Origin of the sequence: Micromonospora sp. HUAS YX12 (assembly GCF_040215685.1) — a bacterium.
Lineage (GTDB): Bacteria > Actinomycetota > Actinomycetes > Mycobacteriales > Micromonosporaceae > Micromonospora > Micromonospora tulbaghiae.
Window position 1 is genome coordinate 592,488 of the sequence record NZ_CP157974.1, and the last position, 22,414, is coordinate 614,901.

The following is a 22,414-nucleotide window of genomic DNA, read 5'->3' on the forward strand; positions in this document are numbered from 1 at the left end:
GACGTTCCCGGCCGCTGTCAGGTTGCGGTGGAGGCGATAGTGGGGTCGGCGGCGGGATCACCGGCCTGTTGGAGCTGTTCCTCGAACATCACGAAGGTCCGCCGCCGGATCCCCTTGATGAGAGCCGCTTCCTCCGTGGTGAACGGTCGCCTCTCCGCGATGGCGGGCGCCTCGAGCGCTCGGACCGTCTCGTAGAGCGCGAAGATCGGCCCCTCTCCGCTCAGGCTCAGCCCACGCTCTTCTTCGACCCGCTGCACGAACCGCTCAGGCGAGAGCACGAAGATCTCCTGCTCCCTGGCGAAGATGATCTCATCGATGATGTCGTTCGCGGGCCGCCAACCGCCCGTGGTTCGGTCGAGCCGCCACGCGGCGAGGCCACCGTCGGAGGTCGGAATGAACTTCACCGGGTTGTCGTAGTAGTCGTAGTAGCCCGCGAGGCCGAGTCCAGCCACTGCATCCGTCACTGCCGCTCACCGTTCAAGGTCGTTTGGAGCGCGGCCCAGAAGTACTCACGCTGCCGACGGACAATTCCCTTCCGGATCGCTACCTCCGTGGCAGACAGGCTACGTCCCTCGCTCCTGGGAACTGCCTCCAGATCACGCCAGACTTCGAACAACGAGTGCTCCCACTCCGCCACCTGGTCGAGCGCCGCCAGATGAAGACGGAACTCACCGATGTGCCCGGTAGAGGTCTGCACCAAGAACTGAATATCTCGGTATCCGCTGTCCTGGGGCTCGCGGAAGCGATCGCTGAAGTCCGCCACCTGGAAGCCAGGGTTGTTGCTCAGTTCAGCCAGCCCGGCATACAGGTCGTCAAGCGTCTGGTAGGAGACCCTCCCTGCAGCAAGGTCGCGGAGGCGGGCAGCGTTCCCGCCATTCCGTTCGATCTTGTCCTCAGCTCGAACGCGATCCTTCGGTCCGGGTCGTGGCTTGTACTCTGCCCCGTTTGCCGACAGACCGGCCAGCTCACGCCCCAGCGAGTCAAGTTCGCGCTGAGCGGTCGCGGCCTCCTGGTACAGGTGATCCAGATACTGCTTGCGATACGCGAGATCGCCGGAACGTGACTTGTCAAAGCTCGGTTGGACAGCTGCCGGCCGTTCGCCATCGAAGCGACTGCTCACCTGTATCTGGTGCGAGCTGAGCGGGGTCGGCTCGATCGAAGGTGTGGGTGCCGTCGCAACGGCCTCGGAGCCCCGGTCTCGTATCTCTACCAGCACGTCATTCAACACGTCGATGGCCTGCTGGTGGCTGGCCAGGTGGTGCAGGGTCAGCGGCCGGGCGGTCAGCGAGTTGGCGAGTTCCGGCGTCGCCAGGATCATCCGGACCAGGTCGGGCCGCTCCGCGAGCTGCCGCACCAACGTCTCGGCCAGCAACTCCTCTCGTCGCGGCGGCGCCTCCCAGCTCTGGTCGAGCATCCGCTGGACGCGCGGGTCCGCGAACAACCGGGTGAGGTCGGCCGCAGCGCTCTCGTCGAGCCCGGGTACGAGCCGCCGCAGCGTCGGCACGTCGGCGCGCTGCGCCAGTTCGACAGGAGTCACCCCGGCGGCGAAGGCGTCGTCGAGGTTCCCGCTCTGCGCGAGCGCGTCGCTCACGTAGAGCCCGGCGGCGATCCGGTCGGCGTGCGCCTGCCGGTGGTCCTGGCGTACCCGGTCGGGTTCCGGCTCGACGGGGGGCGCGTTGCCCGGCAGCGGTCCGTCGGTTCGGCGGTGGATGGTGGTGGACTCGCCGAGCAGGTGGACGTGGTTGAAGTCCGGGACGTGGCCGTCGGCGATCGGCGGCGGGGCCGGCGGCTGTGGCGGCGCCGGACGGGGCAGCGGCTCGGGCAGGACGTTGTAGGTGCCGGGCGGGCGGCCGGTGAGCGGCATCGGCCGGCCGTCGGGGCCGAGCACCAGAGCGTCGACGCCGACCACGTTGCTGAGGGCCGGACGGCCGCTGTGGTGGTAGATCGGCCGGTCCGCCACCAGGCCCGTCTGCGGGTCGAGGAAGAGGATCGTGCCGTTCTGGTTCAACGCCACCCACGCGTGCGAGCCGCCGCCCTCGAAGCTGGTGATGAGGAACGCGTAGCTGCCGTGGCCACCCGACGCGAGCTGCGCGTACAGGTCCCGGTAGCCGCCGTCCACCAGCCGCTGCCGGTCCCGGCCGCTGACTCCGGGCCGATCCGGCGGGCAGAGGTTCTGGAACCGGCCACCTGTCGTCTCCTCGACCCGCAGCGGTCCGTCCGCCTCGCCGCCCACCGGCCGGTTCACGTCGCCGTGCAGGTAACCGTCGAACGTACGCGGCGCCGCGACGCGCGGCCGTCCGTGGACCCAGGTCTCGAACAGCGACAGCGTGCAGTCGAGGCAGTTGATCCCCCGGGTGGCGTCGGCCGCCGGTCCGCCGTCGTTCGCGAGGCGGAACCACCCGCCGCGCCGGGGATCGGCGGTACGCGAGACGCTGCCGTCCGGGTTGCGGGGCATCTGCCGTTCGAGGTCGGTCTGGTGCAGTGCGAGCGGAGGCCGGAGCCCTCCCCGGCGGCCGTAGGGCCGGGATCTGTCGATCGGCTCGGGGTGGCCGTGACCGGTGAGCGCGGAGTGGTCGGCTGTCTCCACCGCGCCGACGGCCAGATCCGCCACGTCGTCGTTGATGCGGTAGAAGTCGAGGTCGTCCTCGACCATCACCTGCCTCGGCAGGCGCTCGCCGGCGCGGACCGCCTCGACCTCGTCGACCGCCCGGTAGTGCAGGCGTTCTCGCAGCCGGCCCTCCCGCACGTGCCTGTCGGCAAGGTCGTGCCGGCCGGCCTGGCGCAGCTCGTGTGCCCGCGTCAGGAGCCAACGCGCCGCCTCGTAATGCTGTTCGGCGAGATCACGTAGCTCCTTGATCTGCGCCTGCCGTCTGTTCTCCTCGTGCAAGGCACGCTGAGACTGCAGATAGCCCTGGTAGCGCCGCCGGTCGAGGCCCTCCCGATCGGCTTTCAGCCGCTCGGCGCGCTGTTGAGCGGTCTCACGAGGCCACGTCCGGACATCGAGCGGGCCAGGGTTCGGCCCCGGGGAGTCGGTAGGAGGATGCGGCGGAGCCAAAGACTCCAGCAGCGGGAAACGGGGATTCGGCCCCGGTCGGGGCTCGGGCCCGACGGCCGGCGCTCCCGGTTGGGATCCCGGCTGAGGGCTGACCGGTGGGACCGGCAGCCCTGTCTGACCTCCGGTGCTTATCGGAGCGGCCCGGTCTGCCGGGGGTGGCGCCGCGGTCTGCGGGTGGTCGGTAGGCGGTGCAGGCAGCGTCGCCGGTGCGGCCGCCGCCTGAACCGGGGTGACCGAGGACGGTGGGGCGTTGTCGATCGGCGTCACGACCGCACCCGTGCCGCCCTGGACTCCGGTCGCGGTCGAGGACGGGCCGGCGACGGGTGCGTCCGTGATCACCGAGGACAACGTGGGGCTGGTGGCGACCGTCGGACGTGCCACGTCGTGCGGGACGGCACCGCTGAGCGGCGGCGGCGCCGTCGACTCCGGCGCCGGGCGGGGTAGGTCCACGGCGAGCGGGTGCGGACCGACGGCTTGGGGCGAGACGTGCGTGGGTGTCACGGGAACGGCGCCAGCCATCGTGTCGCCGCCGCTCTGGACGATCGGCTCGGCGACCCGCTGGGCCGGGATCAACCCGACGGGATCCGCGGCGACCGGCACGTCCAGTCCGACCGGTGACACATTCAACCCGCTCAGCTGCCCGTCGAGTCGGCGTTGCAGTGCCGAGTCCGCCTGGCTGGTGGCGGAGCCGGTCGCCCCGGAGGCAGCCGCGCGCGCCAGATCCTCGAGCGACGGGCCCTGGCCGGTCGCCAGACCCGCCGCGGTCTCGGCGAGCGTCTCCCCGGCCATCTCCCGCCCGAACCGCTCGCCGATCTCCGCGAACCGACCGTTGGCGTGCCGGCCCAGCCCGGCCAGCGGCGCGACCGCGCCGCCGGCGAATCCGCCGAGCGCCGACGTGCTCACGTCGGTCAGGTCGAGGCCGTCCCGCCGGCCGGTGGAGTTCTGGTACGCCTGCGTGCCGAGGCTGGTGCCCGCCTCCTGGCCGGCCTCCAGCAGTCCACCGATCGCGGCTCGCCGGGCCAGTGTGCGGGCACCGGACCTGGCCACCTCCTTGGCGGTGCGTTCGCCCGCCTCCTTGAGGCCCTGCTTGACCGCCTTGCGGGCGAGCTGGGCCACCAGCCGCTTGAAGATCTGCTGCACCACGACCCGCGTGGCGGTGATCGCGGCGGCCGCCGCCGGTGAGGCGGCGCCCAGGGTGAGCACCGTGGCGACCGCCAGGGCCAGCAACTCGATGACCAGGATGCCCAGCTCGATCCAGGCCTCGAGCTTCGCGCCCTCGATGTCGCAGCCACAGGAGTCGACCAGCCGCGCCAGCTCGTCGGTGGCCGCGACCAGGACGTGCAGCGGCGCGTCCTCACCTTCGGCGAGCTTGTGCCAGGCCGTGTCGAAGGCGCCGGCGACCAGGCCGACTCCCCCGTACCCGCTCTTCACCTCACCGGCGGCGGTGACCGCGTCGTCGCGCGGACGGGTCAGGACGCCTGCGACGCCGTACCACTGGTCGGCCAGGTCCCAGACGGCGCGCTCGTTGCCCTCCGGCCATTCGACGCCGACCACCCAGTCGAGCGCCTCGTAGATCCAGCCCGGCAGATCCCACGGGCAGAAGTCGAGCGGATGGGGGATCGGGCTGGGCAGCATGCTCACGCGCGGGTCCTCCGGTGGTCAGCGCCGGGGCCGATGGGGGTCGTGCCCTTGCTGCGGGATCTTCCCGAGGTCACGGGCGTTGCTCAGGTCCGTCTCCACGGTGGCCGTGACGGAGCGGACGACGTCCGACCCGAGCACCTCCAGCGACCGGCCGAGAAGCTCCCACGCGCGCAGCAGCGTCTCGGCGTAGCCCTGGTAGTGCTTGTCGAACGCGGCGCCGATGTCGTCCCGGCCCCAGGGCCGCTGGGCGCTGGCGGCGGCGATCGGCTCGCCCGTCTCCCGCCGGGCCGCGCTCACCGCCCGCCCCGACAGCGCCAGGTCGGCGCCGCCGCGCCGGGCCCGGTCCGGGTCCAGCCAGATCTCTCCCCCGGCCACCTGTCACTCGCCGCGGGCCAGCACGGAGTCGGCCCGGCCGAGCAACGCGCCGAAGTCATGGGTACGCAGGAACTCGACCGACGGCGAACCCGGCGGCAGGTAGCCGGAGACCAGCTCGCGGGTGGCGGTGGTCGCCGCGGTGGAGGCGCGCAGAACGGTTTCGGTGATCTTCCGGCTCAACGCCCGGGCGTCCCGGTCGTGGAACGCCGCCGGGCTCACCTCGACGCTGATCAGCTCGCCCCGCGCACCGACGACTGCGGTCACCTGGCCGTCGTCGGAGCGTTCGGTGACCCGCAGCTCGGCCAGCTTGGTCTGGAGTTCGTCCAGACCGGACCGCAAGCGCTGGTATTGGCCGTACACCTCGTCGAATCGCGCGCGCAGTGCACGGTTCGCATCCCGGTCCGCACTCTCGGCCACCGTCGCTCCCCTTCCGTCACCGTGGGTAGGGCCGACCATACCGGGTGCCACGAAATCCGTGGGGTCCGGTAATTTCAGGTGGTGATCGAGCGACAGCAGGCCGAGCAGATCGCCTCCGTGTGGGCCCGGCGCGACTCCGACCGCCTCGGTTTTCCGTGCACGGCCGAGGTCGAGGAGTTCGACCTGGGCTACGTGGTGCAGTCCACCGTGCCCACCGAAGCCCGGGCGCTACCCGGCGACCTGTCGACCACCGTGATCGACAAGGAGACCGGTGAGGTGTCCACCTGGCCCCGGGTGCCGGCCGCGGCGGTCGAGCGGATGTACCGGCAGCGACGTCCGGCAGAGCCGCGCGCGCCGCGTACCGTAGATCCGGCCGCCCAGTTGCTGCGTGAGCTGACCCGCCTGCCCACGCCCGGCGCGGCGGCGCACCTCACGCTCGACGGCCGGCGGCACGTCGCGCAGGGCGCGAAGGGCGACATCGAGGTGCGCCACCATCCGCTCGTGCAGTCCTACCTGGACGAGCTGCCGGTGGGGCATCTGGTACGCGGCGGCGAGCGGCACGCCGAGATGATCGTCGTCTCCGACGCGTTGTACGAGCACGACCACCGTCGTGACGCCGAGGGCTTGCCCCCGCTGTCCATCGAGGACGCGTATGCGCTGCTCGGCACCAGCCGGATCGAGGTCTATCGCAGTCGCGAGCCGGGTGACCCCCTGGGAGGACGAGCGGATCTTCCCTGCGACTCGTGCGTCCGGTTCCTGGTGCGGTTCGCGGTGCTGCCATGGTCCGACCTCGCCTTCGTGGAGGAATGGCGACCGGAGCCACGCGAGGTCATCGAACCTGGGCGCTTCCCGGACGAGGTCGCTCACGCCCTCATCGATGGCGGCTGGCAGATCAGCATGTTCAACGAGGCACTTGCGATGGGCGCGATGACCGAGACGAAGGAGATCGCGGGACAGCATCACCGGCACGAGGCCTTCCCTGCCGCCGAGGCGGCGCTCACCGCGTTCCCGGCCGTCCTGAGCCGACGGCGCGGGGCCGGGGAGCAGGTCTGGATCAGCCGGTTCACCACGAACCCGCTGCGGGCCGCGCACACAGCCGACTCTCTCGCCGACTTCGCCGCCGTCCTCGGTGCCCGCCTCTTCCCGCTCGGCAGCGAGCGTCAGGAGAGCATCCTCGCGGTCGACGAGCACGGCCGGATCTTCGCCCTCGACCAAGCCGGCGAGTGGTTCCTCGGCGCCGACATCGACGCCGCCCTCACCACCCTGCTGCTCGGCCGCGCCCCCGCCCGGGTCCGCGACGACGGCACCTGGTGAGCCGAGGGCGAGTGATCAGAGGGCCACGCCGGTCAGCACTGTGACGCGCGGCTCGGTGTAGTCGTCCATCGCGCTGCGCAGCCCCTCCCGCCCGACGCCGGAGCCCTTCATGCCGCCGTACGGCATCTGGTCGGCCCGGTACGACGGCACGTCCCCGACGATCACGCCGCCGACCTCGAGCGTGCGGGCGGCGTCGAACGCCACGTCGAGCCGGTGGGTGAAGACGCCGGCCTGGAGCCCGTACGCGGAGTCGTTGACGGCGGCGAACGCGGCCCGGTCGTTCGCGACCGGGGCGACCACCAGCACCGGCCCGAACACCTCCTCGGCGCACACCTTCGCGTCGGCCGGCACGCCGCTGAGCACAGTGGGCGGATAGGTCGCGCCGTCACGTCGCCCGCCGGTCTCGATGACCGCACCGGCGGCGACCGCCTCGTCCACCCAGGTCTCGACGCGCTGCGCCGCCTCGACCGACACCAGCGGGCCGACATCGGTCAGCTCGGATCGGGGGTCGCCGGCGCGCAGCGCCTGCACCGCCGCGACGAGCCGGGGCAGGAAGCCGTCGTAGAGCCATTCGTGCACGTAGACCCGCTGCACCGCGATGCACGACTGCCCGGCCTGGTAGTTGGAGAACGTGGCGATGCGATGCGCGGCGAAGGTCAGGTCCGCGTCCGCCGCCCAGTCCTCGCAGATCACCGCCGCCGCGTTGCCGCCGAGCTCCAGCGTGACGTGCTTGTCCGGCGCGGCCCGGCGGATGGCCGCGCCGACCGGCCCGGAGCCGGTGAACGACACCACGGGCAGCCGCGGGTCGGTGACGAGTTCGGCGGCGCGCTCGTTCGGCAGCGGCAGCACCGAGAACATGCCCTCGGGCAGGTCGGTCTCGGCCAGGATCTCGCCGAGCAGCAGCGCGGTGAGCGGGGTGGCCGGGGCGGGCTTGACCACGATCGGGGTGCCGACGGCGAGCGCCGGGGCGACCTTGTGGGCGACCAGGTTGAGCGGGAAGTTGAACGGGGTGATGCCGAGCACCGGCCCGCGCGGCACGCGCCGGACCAGGGCGATCCGCCCGGTGGCGGCGGGGTCGGTGTCGAGCCGTTGCAGCTCGCCGGAGAAGCGGCGGGCCTCCTCGGCGGCCCAGCGGAACGTGGAGACCGCGCGCCCCACCTCCGCCTTCGCCCACTTGACCGGCTTGCCGTTCTCGGCGGTGATCAGCGCGGCGACCTCGTCGGCCCGCTCGGCGAGCCGGCGGGAGACGTGGTCCAGGGCGGCCGCGCGGGCGTGCGCGGGCAGGGCCGCGGCCTCCGCGGCCACCCGGGCGGCGCCCGCGACGGCGGCTTCGACCTGGTCGGCCGTGGCGAGCGTGGTACGCCCCACCGGCTGCCCGTCGTACGGGTGGGTGACTGTCAGCTCGTCCTCGCCGTGGGCGGGGCGACCGGCGACGTAGAAGGCTCTCGGCTCCACGACCGGCAGCCTAGACCACCGACGCCCACGCGGAAACAGTTGCCCAAACCCTTGTCTGCCTCGGATTTAGTAGCCAAGATGGCAGTCAGATTGCGATAACCTCCGCTAACCCTCTCCCCGGCCACCCTCTCGGAGACTTCTGATGAGCGACCAGCAGCAGCTGCGCAACTTCGTCAACGGCGAGTACGTCGACCCGGTGGACGGCGGCTACGCCGACCTGATCGACCCGTGCACAGGCGAGGTCTTCGCCCAGGCCCCGGTCTCCGGCGCGGCGGACGTGGACGCGGCCATGAAGGCCGCCGCCGCCGCGTTCGAGACCTGGCGGGACACCACGCCGGCCGAGCGGCAGCGGGCGCTGCTGAAGTTCGCCGACGCGGTGGAGGCGCGGGCCGCCGACCTGGTCGACGCGGAGGTCCGCAACACCGGCAAGCCCCGGCAGCTCACCGCCGACGAGGAGTTGCCGCCGGCCGTGGACGAGCTGCGCTTCTTCGCCGGGGCGGCCCGCCTGCTGGAGGGGCGCTCGGCCGGCGAGTACATGGCCGGGCACACCTCGTACGTGCGGCGCGAGCCGATCGGCGTGTGCGCCCAGGTGACGCCCTGGAACTACCCGCTGATGATGGCGGTCTGGAAGATCGCCCCGGCGCTGGCGGCCGGCAACGCGGTGGTGCTGAAGCCGTCGGACACCACGCCGGTGTCGACGCTGCTGCTGGCCGAGATCGCCGCCGAGCACCTGCCCCCGGGTGTGTTCAACGTGGTCTGCGGCGACCGCGGCACCGGCCGTACGCTGGTCTCCCACCCGGCCCCGCAGCTCGTGTCGATCACCGGCTCGACCCGCGCGGGCATGGAGGTCGCCGCCGCGGCGGCGCCGGACCTGAAGCGGACCCACCTGGAGCTGGGCGGCAAGGCCCCGGTGGTGATCTTCGACGACGCGGATCTGGCGGCGGCGGCCGAGGCGATCGCGATGGGCGGCTACTTCAACGCCGGCCAGGACTGCACGGCGGCGACCCGGGTGCTCACCGGGCCGGGCATCCACGAGGACTTCGTGGCCGCGCTGACCGAGCAGGCCCGCAACACCCGCACCGGCGCGCCGGACGACGCCGACGTGCTCTACGGCCCGCTGAACAACGCCAACCAGCTCGCCCGGGTGAGCGGCTTCGTGGACCGCCTGCCGGACCACGCGAACGTCACCACCGGCGGGGCCCGGGTCGGCGAGCGCGGCTTCTTCTACGCCCCGACGGTGGTCTCCGGCGTACGCCAGACCGACGAGATCATCCAGGACGAGGTCTTCGGGCCGGTCATCACCGTGCAGCGGTTCTCCGACGAGGACGAGGCGGTGCGCTGGGCGAACGGCGTGGACTACGGCCTGTCCGCCTCGGTGTGGACGCGCGACCACGGCCGGGCCATGCGGATGACCCGCCGGCTGGACTTCGGCTGCGTCTGGGTGAACACGCACATCCCGTTCGTCTCGGAGATGCCGCACGGCGGCTTCAAGCACTCCGGCCACGGCAAGGACCTGTCGGTCTACAGCCTGGAGGACTACACCCGGGTCAAGCACGTCATGCACAACATCGAGGGCTGATCCCGATGGCCAGCAGCGAGGAGCTGCACAAGCGCCGGGTCGAGGCCGTGGCGCGGGGCGTGGGCAGCACGATCCCCGCGTACGTGGACCGGGCGGGCGGCGGCACGATCACCGACGTGGACGGGCGGGAGTGGATCGACTTCGCCGCCGGCATCGCGGTCACCAACGTGGGCAACTCCGCGCCGCGCGTGGTCGAGGCGGTACGCGCGCAGGTCGAGCGGTTCACCCACACCTGCTTCATGGTCGCGCCGTACGAGTCGTACGTGGCGGTCTGCGAGCAGCTCAACGCGTCGACCCCGGGTGGATTCGAGAAGCGCTCGGCGCTGTTCAACTCCGGTGCCGAGGCGGTGGAGAACGCGGTGAAGATCGCCCGGCACGCGACCGGGCGGCCCGCGGTGGTGGTGTTCGACCACGCGTACCACGGCCGGACCAACCTGACCATGGCGCTGACCGCGAAGAACATGCCGTACAAGCACCGGTTCGGGCCGTTCGCCGGTGAGGTCTACCGGGTGCCGATGTCGTACCCGCTGCGCGACGGCGGACTGCACGGCGCCACCGCGGCGGCCCGGTCGATCGAGATGATCGAGAAGCAGGTGGGCGCGGAGAACGTGGCCGCGCTGCTGATCGAGCCGATCCAGGGCGAGGGCGGTTTCGTCGTACCCGCCGAGGGGTTTCTGCCGGCGCTGCGCGAGTGGGCGACGGCGGCCGGGGTGGTGTTCGTCGCCGACGAGATCCAGACCGGGTTCTGCCGCACCGGCGACTGGTTCGCCTGCGAGCACGAGGGCGTGCAGCCGGACCTGATCACGCTGGCGAAGGGCATCGCGGGCGGGCTGCCGCTGGCGGCGGTGACCGGCCGGGCCGACCTGATGGACGCGGTGCACGTCGGCGGCCTGGGCGGCACGTACGGCGGCAACCCGATCGCCTGCGCCGCCGCGCTCGCGGCGATGGAGACGATGCGGGAGCTGGACCTGGCCGCCGCCGCGCGCCGGATCGGCGCGGTGATGGGCGAGCGGCTGGACGCGATCGCCGCCGGTGACCCGCGCGTGGCCGAGGTACGCGGCCGGGGCGCGATGCTCGCCGTGGAGATCGTGCAGCCCGGCACGCTGACCCCGGACCCGGCCGCGACGGCGGCGATCTCGGCGGCCTGCCACGCGGCCGGGCTGCTCACGCTGACCTGCGGCACCTACGGCAACGTGCTGCGGTTCCTGCCTCCGCTCGTCATCTCCGACGACGAGCTGGGCCGGGGCCTGGACATCCTGGCGGCCGCCTTCGGCTGACCCCGGACGTGGAACACCATGGGCCCGATCTCCCCCAGGACCGCCCATGGTGTTCCACCCGGAGGCTCAGCGGATCAGCTCGACGGTGTTGCGCCGGACCAGGTTCTTGCCGGGTTCCCGGATCGCGTCCATGGCGGCCGTGTTCAGCAGCACGCAACTGCCCGACGGTCCGGTGACAGTCACCGTCACCGCCTTGTTGTTGTCCAGGTTCGTCACCCGCAGCCGGGTGCCGAGCGGGAACTGGCCGCTGGTGGCGGCCGGCGCCCCGCCCTCGGCGAAGAACGTGAGCGCACCGGAGCAGACGCTGCCGCCGATCGGCTGCGCCGCGCCCGGGCGGGTCTCACCCGGCTGCGCGCCCTGCGTCGGGGCGGCGGCGCCGTCGAGGCGTTCCACCACGTTGCGGCGGATGACGTTCTTGCCCGGCTCGCGTACCAGGTCCATGGCGGCGGCGTTCAGCAGCACGCAGCTCCCGGACGGCCCGGTCACAGTCACAGTGGCCACCTTGCGGTTGTCCAGGTTCGTCACCCGCAGCCGGGTGCCCACCGGGAACCGGTCGCTGGTCGCGGCGGGCGGCCCGCCCTCGGCCGAGAAGGTCACCGACCCGGCGCAGACCGACCGCGCGGCCGGCGCGGTGTCCGCGAAACCCAGTCCGGTGCCCACCGAGACCGCCACCGTGGCGGTTACCGCCACTGTCGCCGCCAGCACGTGCTTACGCTGCACCCTCACGTTCTCTCCCGTCGTCGCTGTCGTTCGACGCGTGGTACGGACGGGAGGGCCGGACCGTTCACCCGGACTCGTGGACTACAACGGACCGTAGTGGGTGTGTGGCGCTCCGGTCATCAACGCCCAGTACCTGTCGCCGTAGGACCAGTGCCACCACTCCGTCGGGTAGTTCACCAGACCCGCGCCGCTCAACGCCGCCACCAGCACGTTCCGGTTGCGCCACGCGCTGACCGGGATGTGCCGGGCCGCGGTGAAGCAGGCGTCGGCGCTCTCCTCCGGGGTGGCGTCGAGCGCGGTGCCCATGTCCAGCTCCATCCCGTCGGCGTCGCACAAGGTGAGGTCGACGGCCCCGCCGGTGCTGTGCGGGGCCACCTCGACCGGCGAGACGAACTTCGTGGTCTCCCGGTGCAGCCGGTCCGCCGGCCAGTCCGGGTGGCGTCGCCGCAACTCGTCCCGGTAGCCGGTGAAGATGTCGAGCTGCGCCCGGTACGGCCGGTAACCCTCCACCACGAGCAGGCGCAGCCCGGCCGGCAGCGCGCGCTGCGCGGCGAGCAGCCGGTCCGCGACACCGCGGCGCACCCGGGCGTACGCCCCGGCGGGATCGGCGGCCCGCCCGTCCACCCGCAGCCCGGGCACCTCGCGCAGGTCCACCAGGGGTTCGCCGTCGTCCCGGCTGGACACCGCGGCGACCCGGGGGTCGAAGAGCAGGATCACGGCGTACCCCCGGGGTGTTCGCGCGACGGCCGGGCCGCGTGCCGGGTGAGGGCGAGCGCGACGAGCCGGTCCACCACCTCGGGGTACGCGACGCCCGACTCGGCCCACACCTTCGGGTACATCGAGTGCGCGGTGAAGCCGGGCAGCGTGTTCAGCTCGTTGACGAACAGGTCGCCGGTGGCCTCGTCGTACAGGAAGTCGACCCGGGCCAGGCCCCAGCCGCCGATCGCGGTGAACGCCCGCACCGACAGCTCGCGGATCCGCTCGGTGACCTCGTCGGGCAGGGGCGCCGGGACGATCATCGGGTCGGCGTCGCCGAAGTACTTCTGCCGGTAGTCGAACCAGCCGCCCGCGACCCGGACCTCGCCGACCGCCGACGCCTCCGGCCGCCAGCCGCCGAGCACGCCGCACTCCAGCTCCCGGCCGGTCACGCCCTGCTCGACCAGCACCACGTGGTCGTGCCGGAACGCCTCCTCCACCGCTGCCACCAGGTCGTCGCCGTCGGCCACCCGGGAGATGCCGATCGAGGAGCCCATCCGGGCGGGCTTGACGAACAGCGGCCCGCGCAGCCCGACCACCAGCTTCTCCGGGTCCGCCGCGGCCCGCCAGGCCGGTTCGTCGAACCAGACGTACGGCGTGGTGGGCACGCCCTCGGCGCGCAGCGCCCGCTTCATCGCCACCTTGTCCATGCCGACGGCGGAGGCGAGGATGCCGCACCCGACGTACGGCACGCCCAGTGATTCCAGCAGCCCCTGCACCACGCCGTCCTCGCCGTACGGGCCGTGCAGCACCGGGAACACGACGTCCAGCTCGGCGTGCACAGTCGCCGGGGCGTCGGCCGCGCTGACCGCGACAGTGCCGGTGGCCGTCCCGCGCCGCAGCTCCACCGCCGGGCCGGTGACCGGCAGCCGGTCGTCGATCGCCCGTCCGGCCGCCACCGTGCCGAGGTGCTGCGCGAGCACCGGCTCCGGCAGCAGCCGGATCCCCCCGGTACGGGTGATGCCGAGCGCCACCACCCGGTGCCCCTGCTCCGACAGGGCGCGGGCCACGCCGAGCGCCGAGGCGCAGGAGACCTCGTGTTCCGCCGACGGGCCTCCGAACAGGACACCGATCCGCACTGTCGCCCTCATGCCGCCACTCCCGCCGTCATCCGGTCGCCCGCCAGCCGGGCCACCAGGTCCGCTTCCACGTTTCCGCCGGTCAGCACCACACCGACCGTCTTTCGCCGCCCACCACCCGAAGGCCACGGCGTCCCGCCGACGTCACCGTGACCGGTCGCCGGGCCCGCGCCGCCGACGCCGACGGGCGCGGCCACCTCGCCCAGCCGCAGCGCGCCGGCCAGCCCGGCCGCGCCGGACGGCTCGACGAGCACCTTCAGGTCCAGCAGGAGCAGCCGGAACGCCTCGACGATCGCGTCGTCGTCGACCCGGACCACCCCGCGCACGCCGGTGCGGGCCACCGCGAACGGCAGGTCGCCGACGCAGCCGGGACGGAGTCCGTCGGCCAGGCTCGGCGCCGGGGCGACGGGTGTGGGGCGTCCGGCGGCCAGGCTGCGCGCCAGCGAGTCGCACCCGACCGGCTCCACGCCGTACACCTCGATCGCGGTTCCGGCCACCGCCAGGCAGGCACCGGCGATGCCGCCGCCCCCGCCCACCGGCACCACGAGCGCGTCCAGCGGTGTACCGCGCCGCGCCGCCTCCTCGATCAGTTCCAGGCTCGCGCTGCCCTGACCGGCCACCACGTCCGGGTGGTCGTACGCGTCGACGAGCGGGTGGCCCTCCACCTCGGCGATCCGCCGGGCGACGGCCAGGCGCTCCTCGACTGTGGTGCCGGCCCGGACCACCCGCGCGCCCGCGGCACGGGCCCGGTCCACCTTGACCGGCGCGGCGTCCTCGGGCAGCACGACCGTCGCGGTGAGCCCGTGCCGGCGCGCGGCGAGCGCCACCGCGACGGCGTGGTTGCCCGTGCTCTGCGCGACCACAGCGGTGTGCCCGGCGGCGGCGAGCCGGCCCACCGCCAGCATCGCGCCGCGCATCTTGTACGAGCCGCCGTCCTGGAGGTTCTCCGCCTTGAGCAGGATCCGGGCGCCGGCCAGGCGGTCGATCGCCGGGCTGTGCAGCACCGGGGTACGCACCACCCGGCCGGACAGCGCGCGGGCGGCCTCCTCGACATGTGTTCGGTCCGGCAGCGCCGGCGCGTCGATTCGGGGCATGGTCTCTCCTTCGGGATTCGAGTGGGCGCGGCGGCGCGGCAGGTCGAACAGCCAGCGCGCGCCGAGCGCGGTGAGGCCGCGGTGCGCGGCGAGGCTCAGTGCCAGCACGAGCGCGGTGAGCAGGACCGGGTAGACCGTCACGAGCAGCGCCCGGGCCGGACCGCCCAGCTCGGCCACCGGTCCGGCGAAGAATCGGTCCAGCAGCGCCAGCACCGGCATGTGGATCACGTAGACGCCAAGCGTGCGGCGGCCGAGCCGGGCCAGTGCCGGACCGGCCAGGCGGTGCTGGGCCAGCCGGGCGGCGGCGGTCAGCCCGAACGCCACCGCGACCACCGAGACGAGCAGGTACACGCCGGGCCACTTCTGCGCGCCGGCGAGCGCCATGACGGTCAGCCCGGCCGCGTACGCGGCGCCGGTGCCGGCGAGCCGTCGAGGGCTCGCGCCGTCCGCCCACCGCGTGAGGTGCGGCCGCAGGTGCACACCGGCCAGGAAGAACACCAGGTTCTGGTAGACCTGCCCCCGGTTGCCGGGACTGTCCAGCAGCCCGGTGGCCGCCACCGCGGACAGCGCGCCCGCGGCCGTCAGCAGCACCGCCGGGTGCACCCGGCGCAGCGCCTTCGCGAGCACGAAGTAGAGCGCCAGCGCGTACAGGTACCACAGGTTCGAGGGCGTCACGGTGAGCTGGGCCAGCAGCTCACCGGGGCCGGTTGCCCGGTCGGTCGGGAAGTCGGGCGCCAGCGCCAGCAGCGCGGTGTGGATCAGCAGCCAGACCGCGTAGAGGTAGAGGTTCCGGGCGATCCGGGGCCGCCCGGACACCCGCCACGGGCGGGCGACGGCGTTCGCCGCGAAGACGCCGGAGATCGCGAAGAACAACGGCATCCGCAGCGGCAGCAACTGCTCGCCGAGCAGCCCCCACGCACCCGGCACCGGCAGACCGATCCGCCAGTCGATGCGCAGGTAGTCCTTGACGACGACGTGCCAGAGCACCACGAGCACGATGCAGGCGCCCTTCGCCACGTCGGCCCAGGCCACCCGGCCGTCGGGCGGCGCGTTCCCCTCGGTACGGGTCGGCACTGCGGTCTCCTCTCCGGCCGGCGGGCCGGTCGGTCCTCTCCGGGGGCGGGCGGCGGTGCCGCCGGTCCCGTCCTCGGGCAGGTGTCATCGCGGGACGCCGCGACGGCGGCTCCCGGAGGTCGTGTGTGAGGTGGTCAGCCCACGGGGGGCAGGTGGACGTCGACCCGCAGGCCGCCGTCCTCACCCGGGCGCGCGGCGATGATGCCGCCGTGCGCCTGGGTGATGGAGCGGGCGATGGCCAGGCCGAGCCCGGCGCCGCCGCCCTGGTTGGTCCGGTCCCGGGCGAGGCGCCGGAACGGCTCGAACAGCCCGTCGACCGCCTCGGCGGGGACGCTCTGCCCGCTGTTGGTGACCGTCAGCGCGGGGTCGCCACCGACCGTGACCGTGAGCCAGCCGCCCTCGCGGTTGTACTTGATGCCGTTCTCCACCAGGTTCGTGACCAGGCGTTCCAGCAGCACCCGCTCGCCGGTCACGATCCGGGGCGACAGCCGGCTCTCCACTGTCACGCCGGCCTCGGCCGCCCGATCGGCGTACGCGGCCAGCACGCCGGTGACGATCTGTTCGAGGCGTTGCGGGGTGGAGGATCGCAGGCCCTGGTCGCTCTCGCTGAGCGCGAGCAGCCCCTCGATCAGCCGCTCGTTGCGTTCGTTCGTGGCGAGCAGTTGCGCGGTCAGCAGTTCCAGTTGCTCTCCGGTGAGCGACTGGGCCATGCCGACCTCGATCAGGGTGCGCTGCACCGCGAGCGGCGTACGCAGTTCGTGCGAGGCGTTCGCGGCGAACCGCCGCTGTCCCTCGTACCCGGCGGTGACCCGGTCCAGCATGTCGTCGATCGCGTGGGCGAGCCCGGCCAGCTCGTCCCGGCCGCCGCGGCGGATCCGGTAGCCGAGGTTCTGCGGCCCCAGGTTCGCGATCGGGGCGGCCAGGTCGTGCACCGGGCGCAGGCACCAGCGGGCCGCGCCCCACACCGCGAACCCGGCGGCCACCAGCACCAGCAGCTCGATCAGCATGGGCAGCAGCGGGACGAACGGACGGGCCGGCTCGCACACCGCGCCGATCGTGGCCAGGCCGCAGAACCGCTCAGCCTGCCCCCACACCAGTCCGAGCAGCGACTTGACCATGTTGGGCACGAAGAACCCGGCCAGCAGGGCGAGCACCCCGACCAGCAGGATGCGGCGGCGGGGGGTCACGCCGGCTCGCCGATCCGGTAGCCGGCCTTCGGTACGGTGTGGATGACCGACGGCTGGCCGAGCTTCTTGCGCAGGGTCATCACCGTCACCCGGACCGCGTTGGTGAACGGGTCGGCGAACTCGTCCCACGCCTGTTCCAGCAGCTCCTCGGCGCTCACCACCCGGCCGCCGGCCCGCATCAGCACGTGCAGGACGCCGAACTCCTTCGGGCTCAGCCCGAGCGCGCGGCCGTCCCGGGTCGCGGTGTGCCGGGCCACGTCGAGCACCACGCCGTGCCGCTCCAGCACCGGCGGCAGAGCCGGGGTGGACCGGCGGCCCAGCGCCTGCACCCGCGCCACCAGCTCGGCGAACGCGAACGGCTTGGTCAGGTAGTCGTCGGCGCCCAGCCCGAGGCCGGCGACCCGGTCCCGGATGCCGGCGGCGGCGGTGAGCAGCAGTACGCGGGTGCCCGCGTCGGACCCGGCCAGGCTCCGGCACACCTCGTCGCCGGTGGCGCCGGGCATGTCCCGGTCCAGCACCGCCACGTCGTACCGGTTGACCCCGATCCGTTCCAGCGCGCCGTCGCCGTCGTAGCAGACGTCGACCGCCATGGAGAACCGTCGCAACCCCTCGGCGACCGTGTCCGCCAAGAGCCGCTCGTCGTCCGCCACCAGCACCCGCACCGTTGCGCTCCCCCGTGTCTTCCCTCGTCGTCCGGCACACCTTCGCAGGCCGGGGTTAAGGGTTCCGTAAGCGTCCGCAGCAGCCATCCTCCACGCGGGGCCTGCTGCGACAACCGGCGTAGGGCCGTCTGGGCCGTTCGTCCGGTACGCGGGCGGCACGAGCCCTGCTGAAGTGACCCGGATCACGCCTTGGCGCTCGGGGGTGAGGTGGGTCACGATGGGTGGAAGGAGGCGCTGGTGGCTGACCCGTGGCTCGCCCTGGAGTTCGGCGCGGATCCGGCGGAACGGATCGCGCAGGTCGGTGCCGCCCACGAGGCGTTCCTCACCGCCGGCACCACCTCCGGCCGGGTCCGGGAGGTGGTGGCCCGCTCCTGGGAGCGGTCCGCGCTGCTCGACCCGGAGGCCACCGCGCCGGTCGACCTCACCGACGACGCGCTGGAGACGTACCGCGCCGCGCACCCGCTGGCCCGGGTGATGCCGCTGTTCCGTGACCTGCTCGGCGGCATCGCGCAGGACGGCGCGCACCTGATGGCGGTCTGTGACGCCGCCGGGCGGCTGCTCTGGGTGGAGGGCCACCCCGGGGTGCTGCGGCACGCCGAGCGGATGAACTTCGTGCCGGGGGCCCGCTGGGACGAGGCGCACGCCGGCACGAACGCCCCCGGTACGGCCCTCGCGGTCGACCACGGTGTGCAGATCTTCGCCACCGAGCACTTCGTCCGGCCGGTGCAGCGCTGGACCTGCGCCGCCGCGCCGATCCACGATCCGGCCAGCGGCACGCTGCTCGGCGCCGTCGACATCACCGGCGGGGACCACCTGGCCAACCCACAGAGCCTCGCCCTGGTCCGGGCCACCGCCCGGGCCGCCGAGGCGTTCCTGGCCGGCGCCGCGCCCGCCGCGCCGGACGTGGCGTACGTGGCGGCGCTCGGGCGCGACGAGGCGGAACTGCGCGTCGACGGCCGGCGCATCCGGCTCGGCCGCCGGCACAGCGAACTGCTGGTGCTGCTGGTCGACCATCCGGAGGGGCGCACCGGAGAACAGCTCGGCCTCGACCTGTACGGCGACGACAGGCGGCACCCGGTCACGCTGCGCGCCGAGCTGTCCCGGCTGCGCCGCGTGCTCGGCGAGGAACTGCTCGACTCCCGCCCGTACCGGCTGCGCCCGGCCGTGCGCGCCGACTTCCGTACCGTCACCGAACTGCTGGAACGCGGCGATCCGGCGGCGGCGCTGCGCGCGTACCCCGGGCCCCTGCTGCCCGGGTCGGACGCGCCGGGAGTGGCGCGACTGCGCCGCCTGGTCGACGGCCAGCTGCGCGCCGCGGTGCTGGCCGGCGCCGACCCGGGGCTGCTCGCGGCCTGGACCGCGACGGCCGCCGGGGCCGACGACCTCGCCGCGTGGCAGGCCCTGGCCCGGGCGCTGCCGCCGGGCGCGCCGCGCCGGCCGCTCGCTGTCGCGCGGGCCCGGCAGCTCGCCGAGGAGTACGCGCTGCCGCGCGCAACGTTCCTGCAACGTCGCGGAAACTAGCCTGCCCGCCATCCACCCCAGACGGACGGCGGAGGTACCCATGACGCGCTACGACGCCCCCACCCACTGGCAGTCCCGCTACGACCACTACATCGGCGGCGAGTACGTGAAGCCGCACGGTGGCAAGTACTTCGAGAACCCGACCCCGGTGACCGGGCAGACCTTCTGCGAGGTGGCCCGGGGCACCGCCGAGGACGTGGAGAAGGCGCTCGACGCCGCGCACGGCGCGGCCGACGCGTGGGGCCGCACGTCGGTCGCCGAGCGTTCACTGATCCTCAACCGCATCGCCGACCGCATGCAGGACAACCTCGAGTCCCTCGCGATCGCCGAGACGTGGGAGAACGGCAAGCCGGTACGCGAGACGCTCGCCGCCGACATCCCGCTCGCGATCGACCACTTCCGCTACTTCGCCGGGGCGATCCGGGCGCAGGAGGGCTCGCTCGGCGAACTCGACGACGACACCGTGGCCTACCACTTCCACGAGCCGCTGGGCGTGGTCGGGCAGATCATCCCGTGGAACTTCCCGATCCTCATGGCGGTGTGGAAGCTCGCCCCGGCGCTCGCCGCCGGCAACGCGGTGGTGCTCAAGCCGGCCGAGCAGACGCCCGCCTCGATCCACTACCTGCTCTCGCTGATCGGCGACCTGCTGCCGCCGGGCGTGGTGAACGTGGTCAACGGCTTCGGCGTCGAGGCGGGCAAGCCGCTGGCCTCCTCGTCGCGGGTGGCGAAGGTGGCGTTCACCGGCGAGACCACCACCGGGCGGCTGATCATGCAGTACGCCAGCGAGAACATCAAGCCGGTCACGCTGGAGTTGGGCGGCAAGAGCCCGAACATCTTCTTCGACGACGTCAGCGCCGCCTCCGACGACTTCCTGGACAAGGCGCTGGAAGGCTTCACCATGTTCGCGCTCAACCAGGGCGAGGTGTGCACCTGCCCGTCCCGGGCGCTCATCCAGCAGGGCCACTACTCCGACTTCCTCGCCGCCGCCGTGGACCGGACCGGGCAGATCAAGCAGGGGCACCCGCTGGACACCGACACGATGGTCGGCGCGCAGGCGTCCAACGACCAACTGGAGAAGATCCTGTCCTACCTGGACATCGGGCGGCAGGAGGGCGCCCGCGTCCTGACCGGCGGCGAGCGGGCCGACCTGGGCGGCGAGCTGTCCGGCGGCTACTACGTCCAGCCGACCGTCTTCGAGGGCGACAACTCGATGCGGATCTTCCAGGAGGAGATCTTCGGCCCGGTGGTGTCGGTGACCTCCTTCGCCGACCTGGACGACGCCGTGAAGATCGCCAACGACACGCTGTACGGGCTCGGCGCGGGCGTCTGGACCCGTGACCTGAACACCGCGTACCGGGCCGGGCGGGCGATCCAGGCCGGCCGGGTGTGGACGAACTGCTACCACGCGTACCCGGCACACGCCGCGTTCGGCGGCTACAAGCAGTCCGGCATCGGCCGGGAGAACCACAAGATGATGCTGGAGCACTACCAGCAGACCAAGAACCTGCTGGTCAGCTACTCGCCGAAGAAGCTGGGCTTCTTCTGATGGGTGACCCGGTGACCTTGACCCCCGCGGCGGCCGACCTGATCCGGTCGCTGCGGGGGCAGCACGGTCCGCTCATGTTCCACCAGTCCGGCGGCTGCTGCGACGGCAGCGCCCCGATGTGCTACCCGGCCGGTGAGTTCCGCACCGGCGGCTCGGACGTGCTGCTCGCCTCGCTCGCGGTCGACGGGGTACCCGAGCCGGTGGAGTTCTGGATGTCGAAGGCCCAGTGGGAGCTGTGGCGGCACACCCGGCTCACCGTCGACGTGGTGCCCGGCCGGGGCAGCGGCTTCTCCCTGGAGGCCCCGGAGGGCGTGCGCTTCCTCATCCGCTCCCACCTGAACCGCTGATCTGTCCGAGATCTTGCAGCTCGCGGGTGTCGCGGCGGTGGGATGCTGACGCCGTCCATTTCGGAGTCCGCGTCCCACCACCGCCCGACAGGAGTCCGCGCATGTACCCGATCCGACAGCCAGTGCTCGCCGCCGGCCTCACCGCCCTCGCCACCGCCGCCACGCTCGGGCTCGCGCCGGGCGCCGCCGTCGCCGCCCCGGCGGCCTCTCCCAGCATCTCCGTCAACTGGTTCGGCGCGGCCGACGTACGGGCGCACACCGCCACCGTCGGCGGCCGGTTCGACTGCGGCGCCGAGCGCGGCCTCGCGTACATCGAGGTGCACCTGGAGCAGCGGGTACGGCGCGGGTCGGTCACCGGTTTCGGGTTCGGCGTGATCGGCGCCTGCACCGACGAGCGCACCGACGGCACCTGGACCGCGACCATCCCCGCCGACGAAGGCGTGTTCCGCCCCGGCCCGGCCACCACCATCGCGCGCCTGGTGGTCGAGCCCAACTCCCTCACCGAAACCACCGAACGCGTCCGCCTGCGCCCCCGCTGCCCCCACCCCTGACCGCCTTCGACGGCGACGGCCTCATGGTCAGGCGATCTGCCGGAGGTCGTCGCCGTAGTCGAAGATGATCCGCAGCCGGGCGCCCAGGGCGTTGGCATACCGGCTCAGCGTGGCCACCTCGTTGACGTCGAGGTCGCCGTTCTCGATCTGGCTGACCCGGCCGGGCGTCACCCCCATGATCTCGGCGACCTGCCGCTGGGTGAGGCCCAGCCGCTTGCGCTCCTCGGCCAGGTGGAACGCGCTCACCCACGCGTCGGTCCGGGCGCGCTCCGCCTCGTACGCCTCGTCGTCACCGCCGAGTTCGGCGCGGACCTCGTCCCAGTGATAGAACTCCGTCACGACTCCCCCTTCGCTCGCGCTCACTGTCGAGCCAAGCCTTGTAGGCAACCTCCGCCGCCGGGATGTGCTGCCGGTACCAGCGGGTCCAGTTGCCCGCCTTGTTGCCGGCGACCAGGAGGACCGCCTGCGACCAGGGATCGAAGACGAACAGCACCCGGATCGCCACGTCCCGGCCGGAGCGGGGCCGCAGCTCCTTCAGATTACGGAGACTGCTTCCACGCAGCGTGTCCACGAGCGGGCGACCCAGCCCTGGCCCGACCTCGGCCAGCTTGTCCACCGCCACCCGGACGCTCTCGTACGACGCCGGGTCGTGGTCCCGCAGGTCGCGCAGCCAGTGCCGGACCTCTCCGGTCACCCGGACCGACCAGCGCTTCCCGTCCCGCACCCATGCCCCGACTATAGCCCGAGCTAAACAGGCCGGGCTA

General features: G+C 73.0%; 20 protein-coding genes. 7 read left to right on the top strand and 13 right to left on the bottom strand.

The features are described from left to right. Positions 1–17 precede the first annotated feature (17 nt). Genes ABIH81_RS02935 through ABIH81_RS02950 form a run of 4 tightly spaced genes read right to left on the bottom strand, consistent with a single transcriptional unit; the run spans position 18 to position 5,488 of the window. A complete protein-coding gene (locus tag ABIH81_RS02935) occupies positions 18–464 on the bottom strand; it encodes a hypothetical protein (protein ID WP_349878900.1) in 447 nt (148 codons plus the stop codon). Next, positions 461–4,690: a toxin glutamine deamidase domain-containing protein gene (locus ABIH81_RS02940; protein ID WP_349880988.1), complete on the bottom strand. Its 4,230-nt coding sequence runs from the start codon at positions 4,688–4,690 to the stop codon at positions 461–463. The genes ABIH81_RS02935 and ABIH81_RS02940 overlap by 4 nt, the downstream gene beginning before the upstream one ends. Before the next feature lie 24 nt (positions 4,691–4,714). Beyond that, complete coding sequence (locus tag ABIH81_RS02945) at positions 4,715–5,071, bottom strand: hypothetical protein (RefSeq protein ID WP_216932171.1); 357 nt, start codon at positions 5,069–5,071, stop codon at positions 4,715–4,717. A 3-nt stretch (positions 5,072–5,074) separates the two neighbouring features. Further along, on the bottom strand, positions 5,075–5,488 hold the full coding sequence (locus tag ABIH81_RS02950) for a YbaB/EbfC family nucleoid-associated protein (RefSeq protein WP_269702042.1): 414 nt from the start codon (positions 5,486–5,488) through the stop codon (positions 5,075–5,077). 81 nt (positions 5,489–5,569) lie between these two features. Between ABIH81_RS02950 and ABIH81_RS02955 the strand changes: the two genes are divergently transcribed. After that, entirely contained in the window at positions 5,570–6,802 is a 1,233-nt protein-coding gene (locus tag ABIH81_RS02955) for an SUKH-3 domain-containing protein (RefSeq protein ID WP_349878901.1), read from the top strand. A 15-nt stretch (positions 6,803–6,817) separates the two neighbouring features. On the opposite strand, the gene ABIH81_RS02960 is transcribed toward ABIH81_RS02955, so the two are convergent. After that, complete coding sequence (locus tag ABIH81_RS02960) at positions 6,818–8,257, bottom strand: aldehyde dehydrogenase family protein (RefSeq protein ID WP_349878902.1); 1,440 nt, start codon at positions 8,255–8,257, stop codon at positions 6,818–6,820. A 142-nt stretch (positions 8,258–8,399) separates the two neighbouring features. Between ABIH81_RS02960 and ABIH81_RS02965 the strand changes: the two genes are divergently transcribed. Both ABIH81_RS02965 and gabT read left to right on the top strand, forming a co-directional pair. Continuing rightward, on the top strand, positions 8,400–9,836 hold the full coding sequence (locus ABIH81_RS02965) for a gamma-aminobutyraldehyde dehydrogenase (RefSeq protein ID WP_349878903.1): 1,437 nt from the start codon (positions 8,400–8,402) through the stop codon (positions 9,834–9,836). A gap of 5 nt (positions 9,837–9,841) precedes the next feature. Beyond that, entirely contained in the window at positions 9,842–11,113 is a 1,272-nt protein-coding gene (gabT, locus tag ABIH81_RS02970) for a 4-aminobutyrate--2-oxoglutarate transaminase (protein ID WP_349878904.1), read from the top strand. A 66-nt stretch (positions 11,114–11,179) separates the two neighbouring features. Here gabT and ABIH81_RS02975 read toward each other — a convergent pair whose 3' ends face one another. From ABIH81_RS02975 to ABIH81_RS03000, 6 genes are all read right to left on the bottom strand, one after another. Beyond that, complete coding sequence (locus ABIH81_RS02975) at positions 11,180–11,839, bottom strand: hypothetical protein (RefSeq protein ID WP_349878905.1); 660 nt, start codon at positions 11,837–11,839, stop codon at positions 11,180–11,182. Positions 11,840–11,914: 75 nt separating this feature from the next. Beyond that, positions 11,915–12,550, bottom strand: a complete 636-nt coding sequence (locus tag ABIH81_RS02980; RefSeq protein ID WP_349878906.1) for a M15 family metallopeptidase — start codon at positions 12,548–12,550, stop codon at positions 11,915–11,917. Further along, positions 12,547–13,680: a D-alanine--D-alanine ligase family protein gene (locus ABIH81_RS02985; RefSeq protein WP_349878907.1), complete on the bottom strand. Its 1,134-nt coding sequence runs from the start codon at positions 13,678–13,680 to the stop codon at positions 12,547–12,549. Before ABIH81_RS02985 ends, ABIH81_RS02980 begins: the two co-directional genes overlap by 4 nt. Continuing rightward, entirely contained in the window at positions 13,677–15,836 is a 2,160-nt protein-coding gene (locus tag ABIH81_RS02990) for a pyridoxal-phosphate dependent enzyme (RefSeq protein ID WP_349878908.1), read from the bottom strand. The genes ABIH81_RS02985 and ABIH81_RS02990 overlap by 4 nt, the downstream gene beginning before the upstream one ends. Positions 15,837–15,970: 134 nt before the next feature. Then, entirely contained in the window at positions 15,971–17,023 is a 1,053-nt protein-coding gene (locus ABIH81_RS02995; RefSeq protein ID WP_349878909.1) for a HAMP domain-containing sensor histidine kinase, read from the bottom strand. Beyond that, a complete protein-coding gene (locus ABIH81_RS03000; protein WP_349878910.1) occupies positions 17,020–17,685 on the bottom strand; it encodes a response regulator transcription factor in 666 nt (221 codons plus the stop codon). Before ABIH81_RS03000 ends, ABIH81_RS02995 begins: the two co-directional genes overlap by 4 nt. A gap of 237 nt (positions 17,686–17,922) precedes the next feature. Between ABIH81_RS03000 and ABIH81_RS03005 the strand changes: the two genes are divergently transcribed. The 4 genes from ABIH81_RS03005 to ABIH81_RS03020 all read left to right on the top strand — a co-directional run bounded on the left by ABIH81_RS03005 (position 17,923) and on the right by ABIH81_RS03020 (position 21,650). Then, on the top strand, positions 17,923–19,206 hold the full coding sequence (locus tag ABIH81_RS03005; protein WP_349878911.1) for a transcriptional regulator: 1,284 nt from the start codon (positions 17,923–17,925) through the stop codon (positions 19,204–19,206). A 40-nt stretch (positions 19,207–19,246) separates the two neighbouring features. Next, on the top strand, positions 19,247–20,752 hold the full coding sequence (gene adh, locus ABIH81_RS03010) for an aldehyde dehydrogenase (protein WP_349878912.1): 1,506 nt from the start codon (positions 19,247–19,249) through the stop codon (positions 20,750–20,752). Then, positions 20,752–21,099: a DUF779 domain-containing protein gene (locus ABIH81_RS03015; protein ID WP_135243424.1), complete on the top strand. Its 348-nt coding sequence runs from the start codon at positions 20,752–20,754 to the stop codon at positions 21,097–21,099. The genes adh and ABIH81_RS03015 overlap by 1 nt, the downstream gene beginning before the upstream one ends. Positions 21,100–21,200: 101 nt before the next feature. Continuing rightward, positions 21,201–21,650 carry a hypothetical protein gene (locus ABIH81_RS03020; RefSeq protein WP_349878913.1) on the top strand — a complete coding sequence of 150 codons (450 nt, stop codon included), beginning with the start codon at positions 21,201–21,203 and terminating at the stop codon, positions 21,648–21,650. A 27-nt stretch (positions 21,651–21,677) separates the two neighbouring features. Here ABIH81_RS03020 and ABIH81_RS03025 read toward each other — a convergent pair whose 3' ends face one another. After that, the gene (locus ABIH81_RS03025; RefSeq protein WP_013284175.1) at positions 21,678–21,989 is read right to left on the bottom strand and encodes a helix-turn-helix domain-containing protein; all 312 of its coding nucleotides are present in this window, start codon (positions 21,987–21,989) and stop codon (positions 21,678–21,680) included. Next, the gene (locus ABIH81_RS03030; RefSeq protein ID WP_349878914.1) at positions 21,940–22,374 is read right to left on the bottom strand and encodes a type II toxin-antitoxin system RelE/ParE family toxin; all 435 of its coding nucleotides are present in this window, start codon (positions 22,372–22,374) and stop codon (positions 21,940–21,942) included. Before ABIH81_RS03030 ends, ABIH81_RS03025 begins: the two co-directional genes overlap by 50 nt. Between the last annotated feature and the right edge of the window lie 40 nt (positions 22,375–22,414).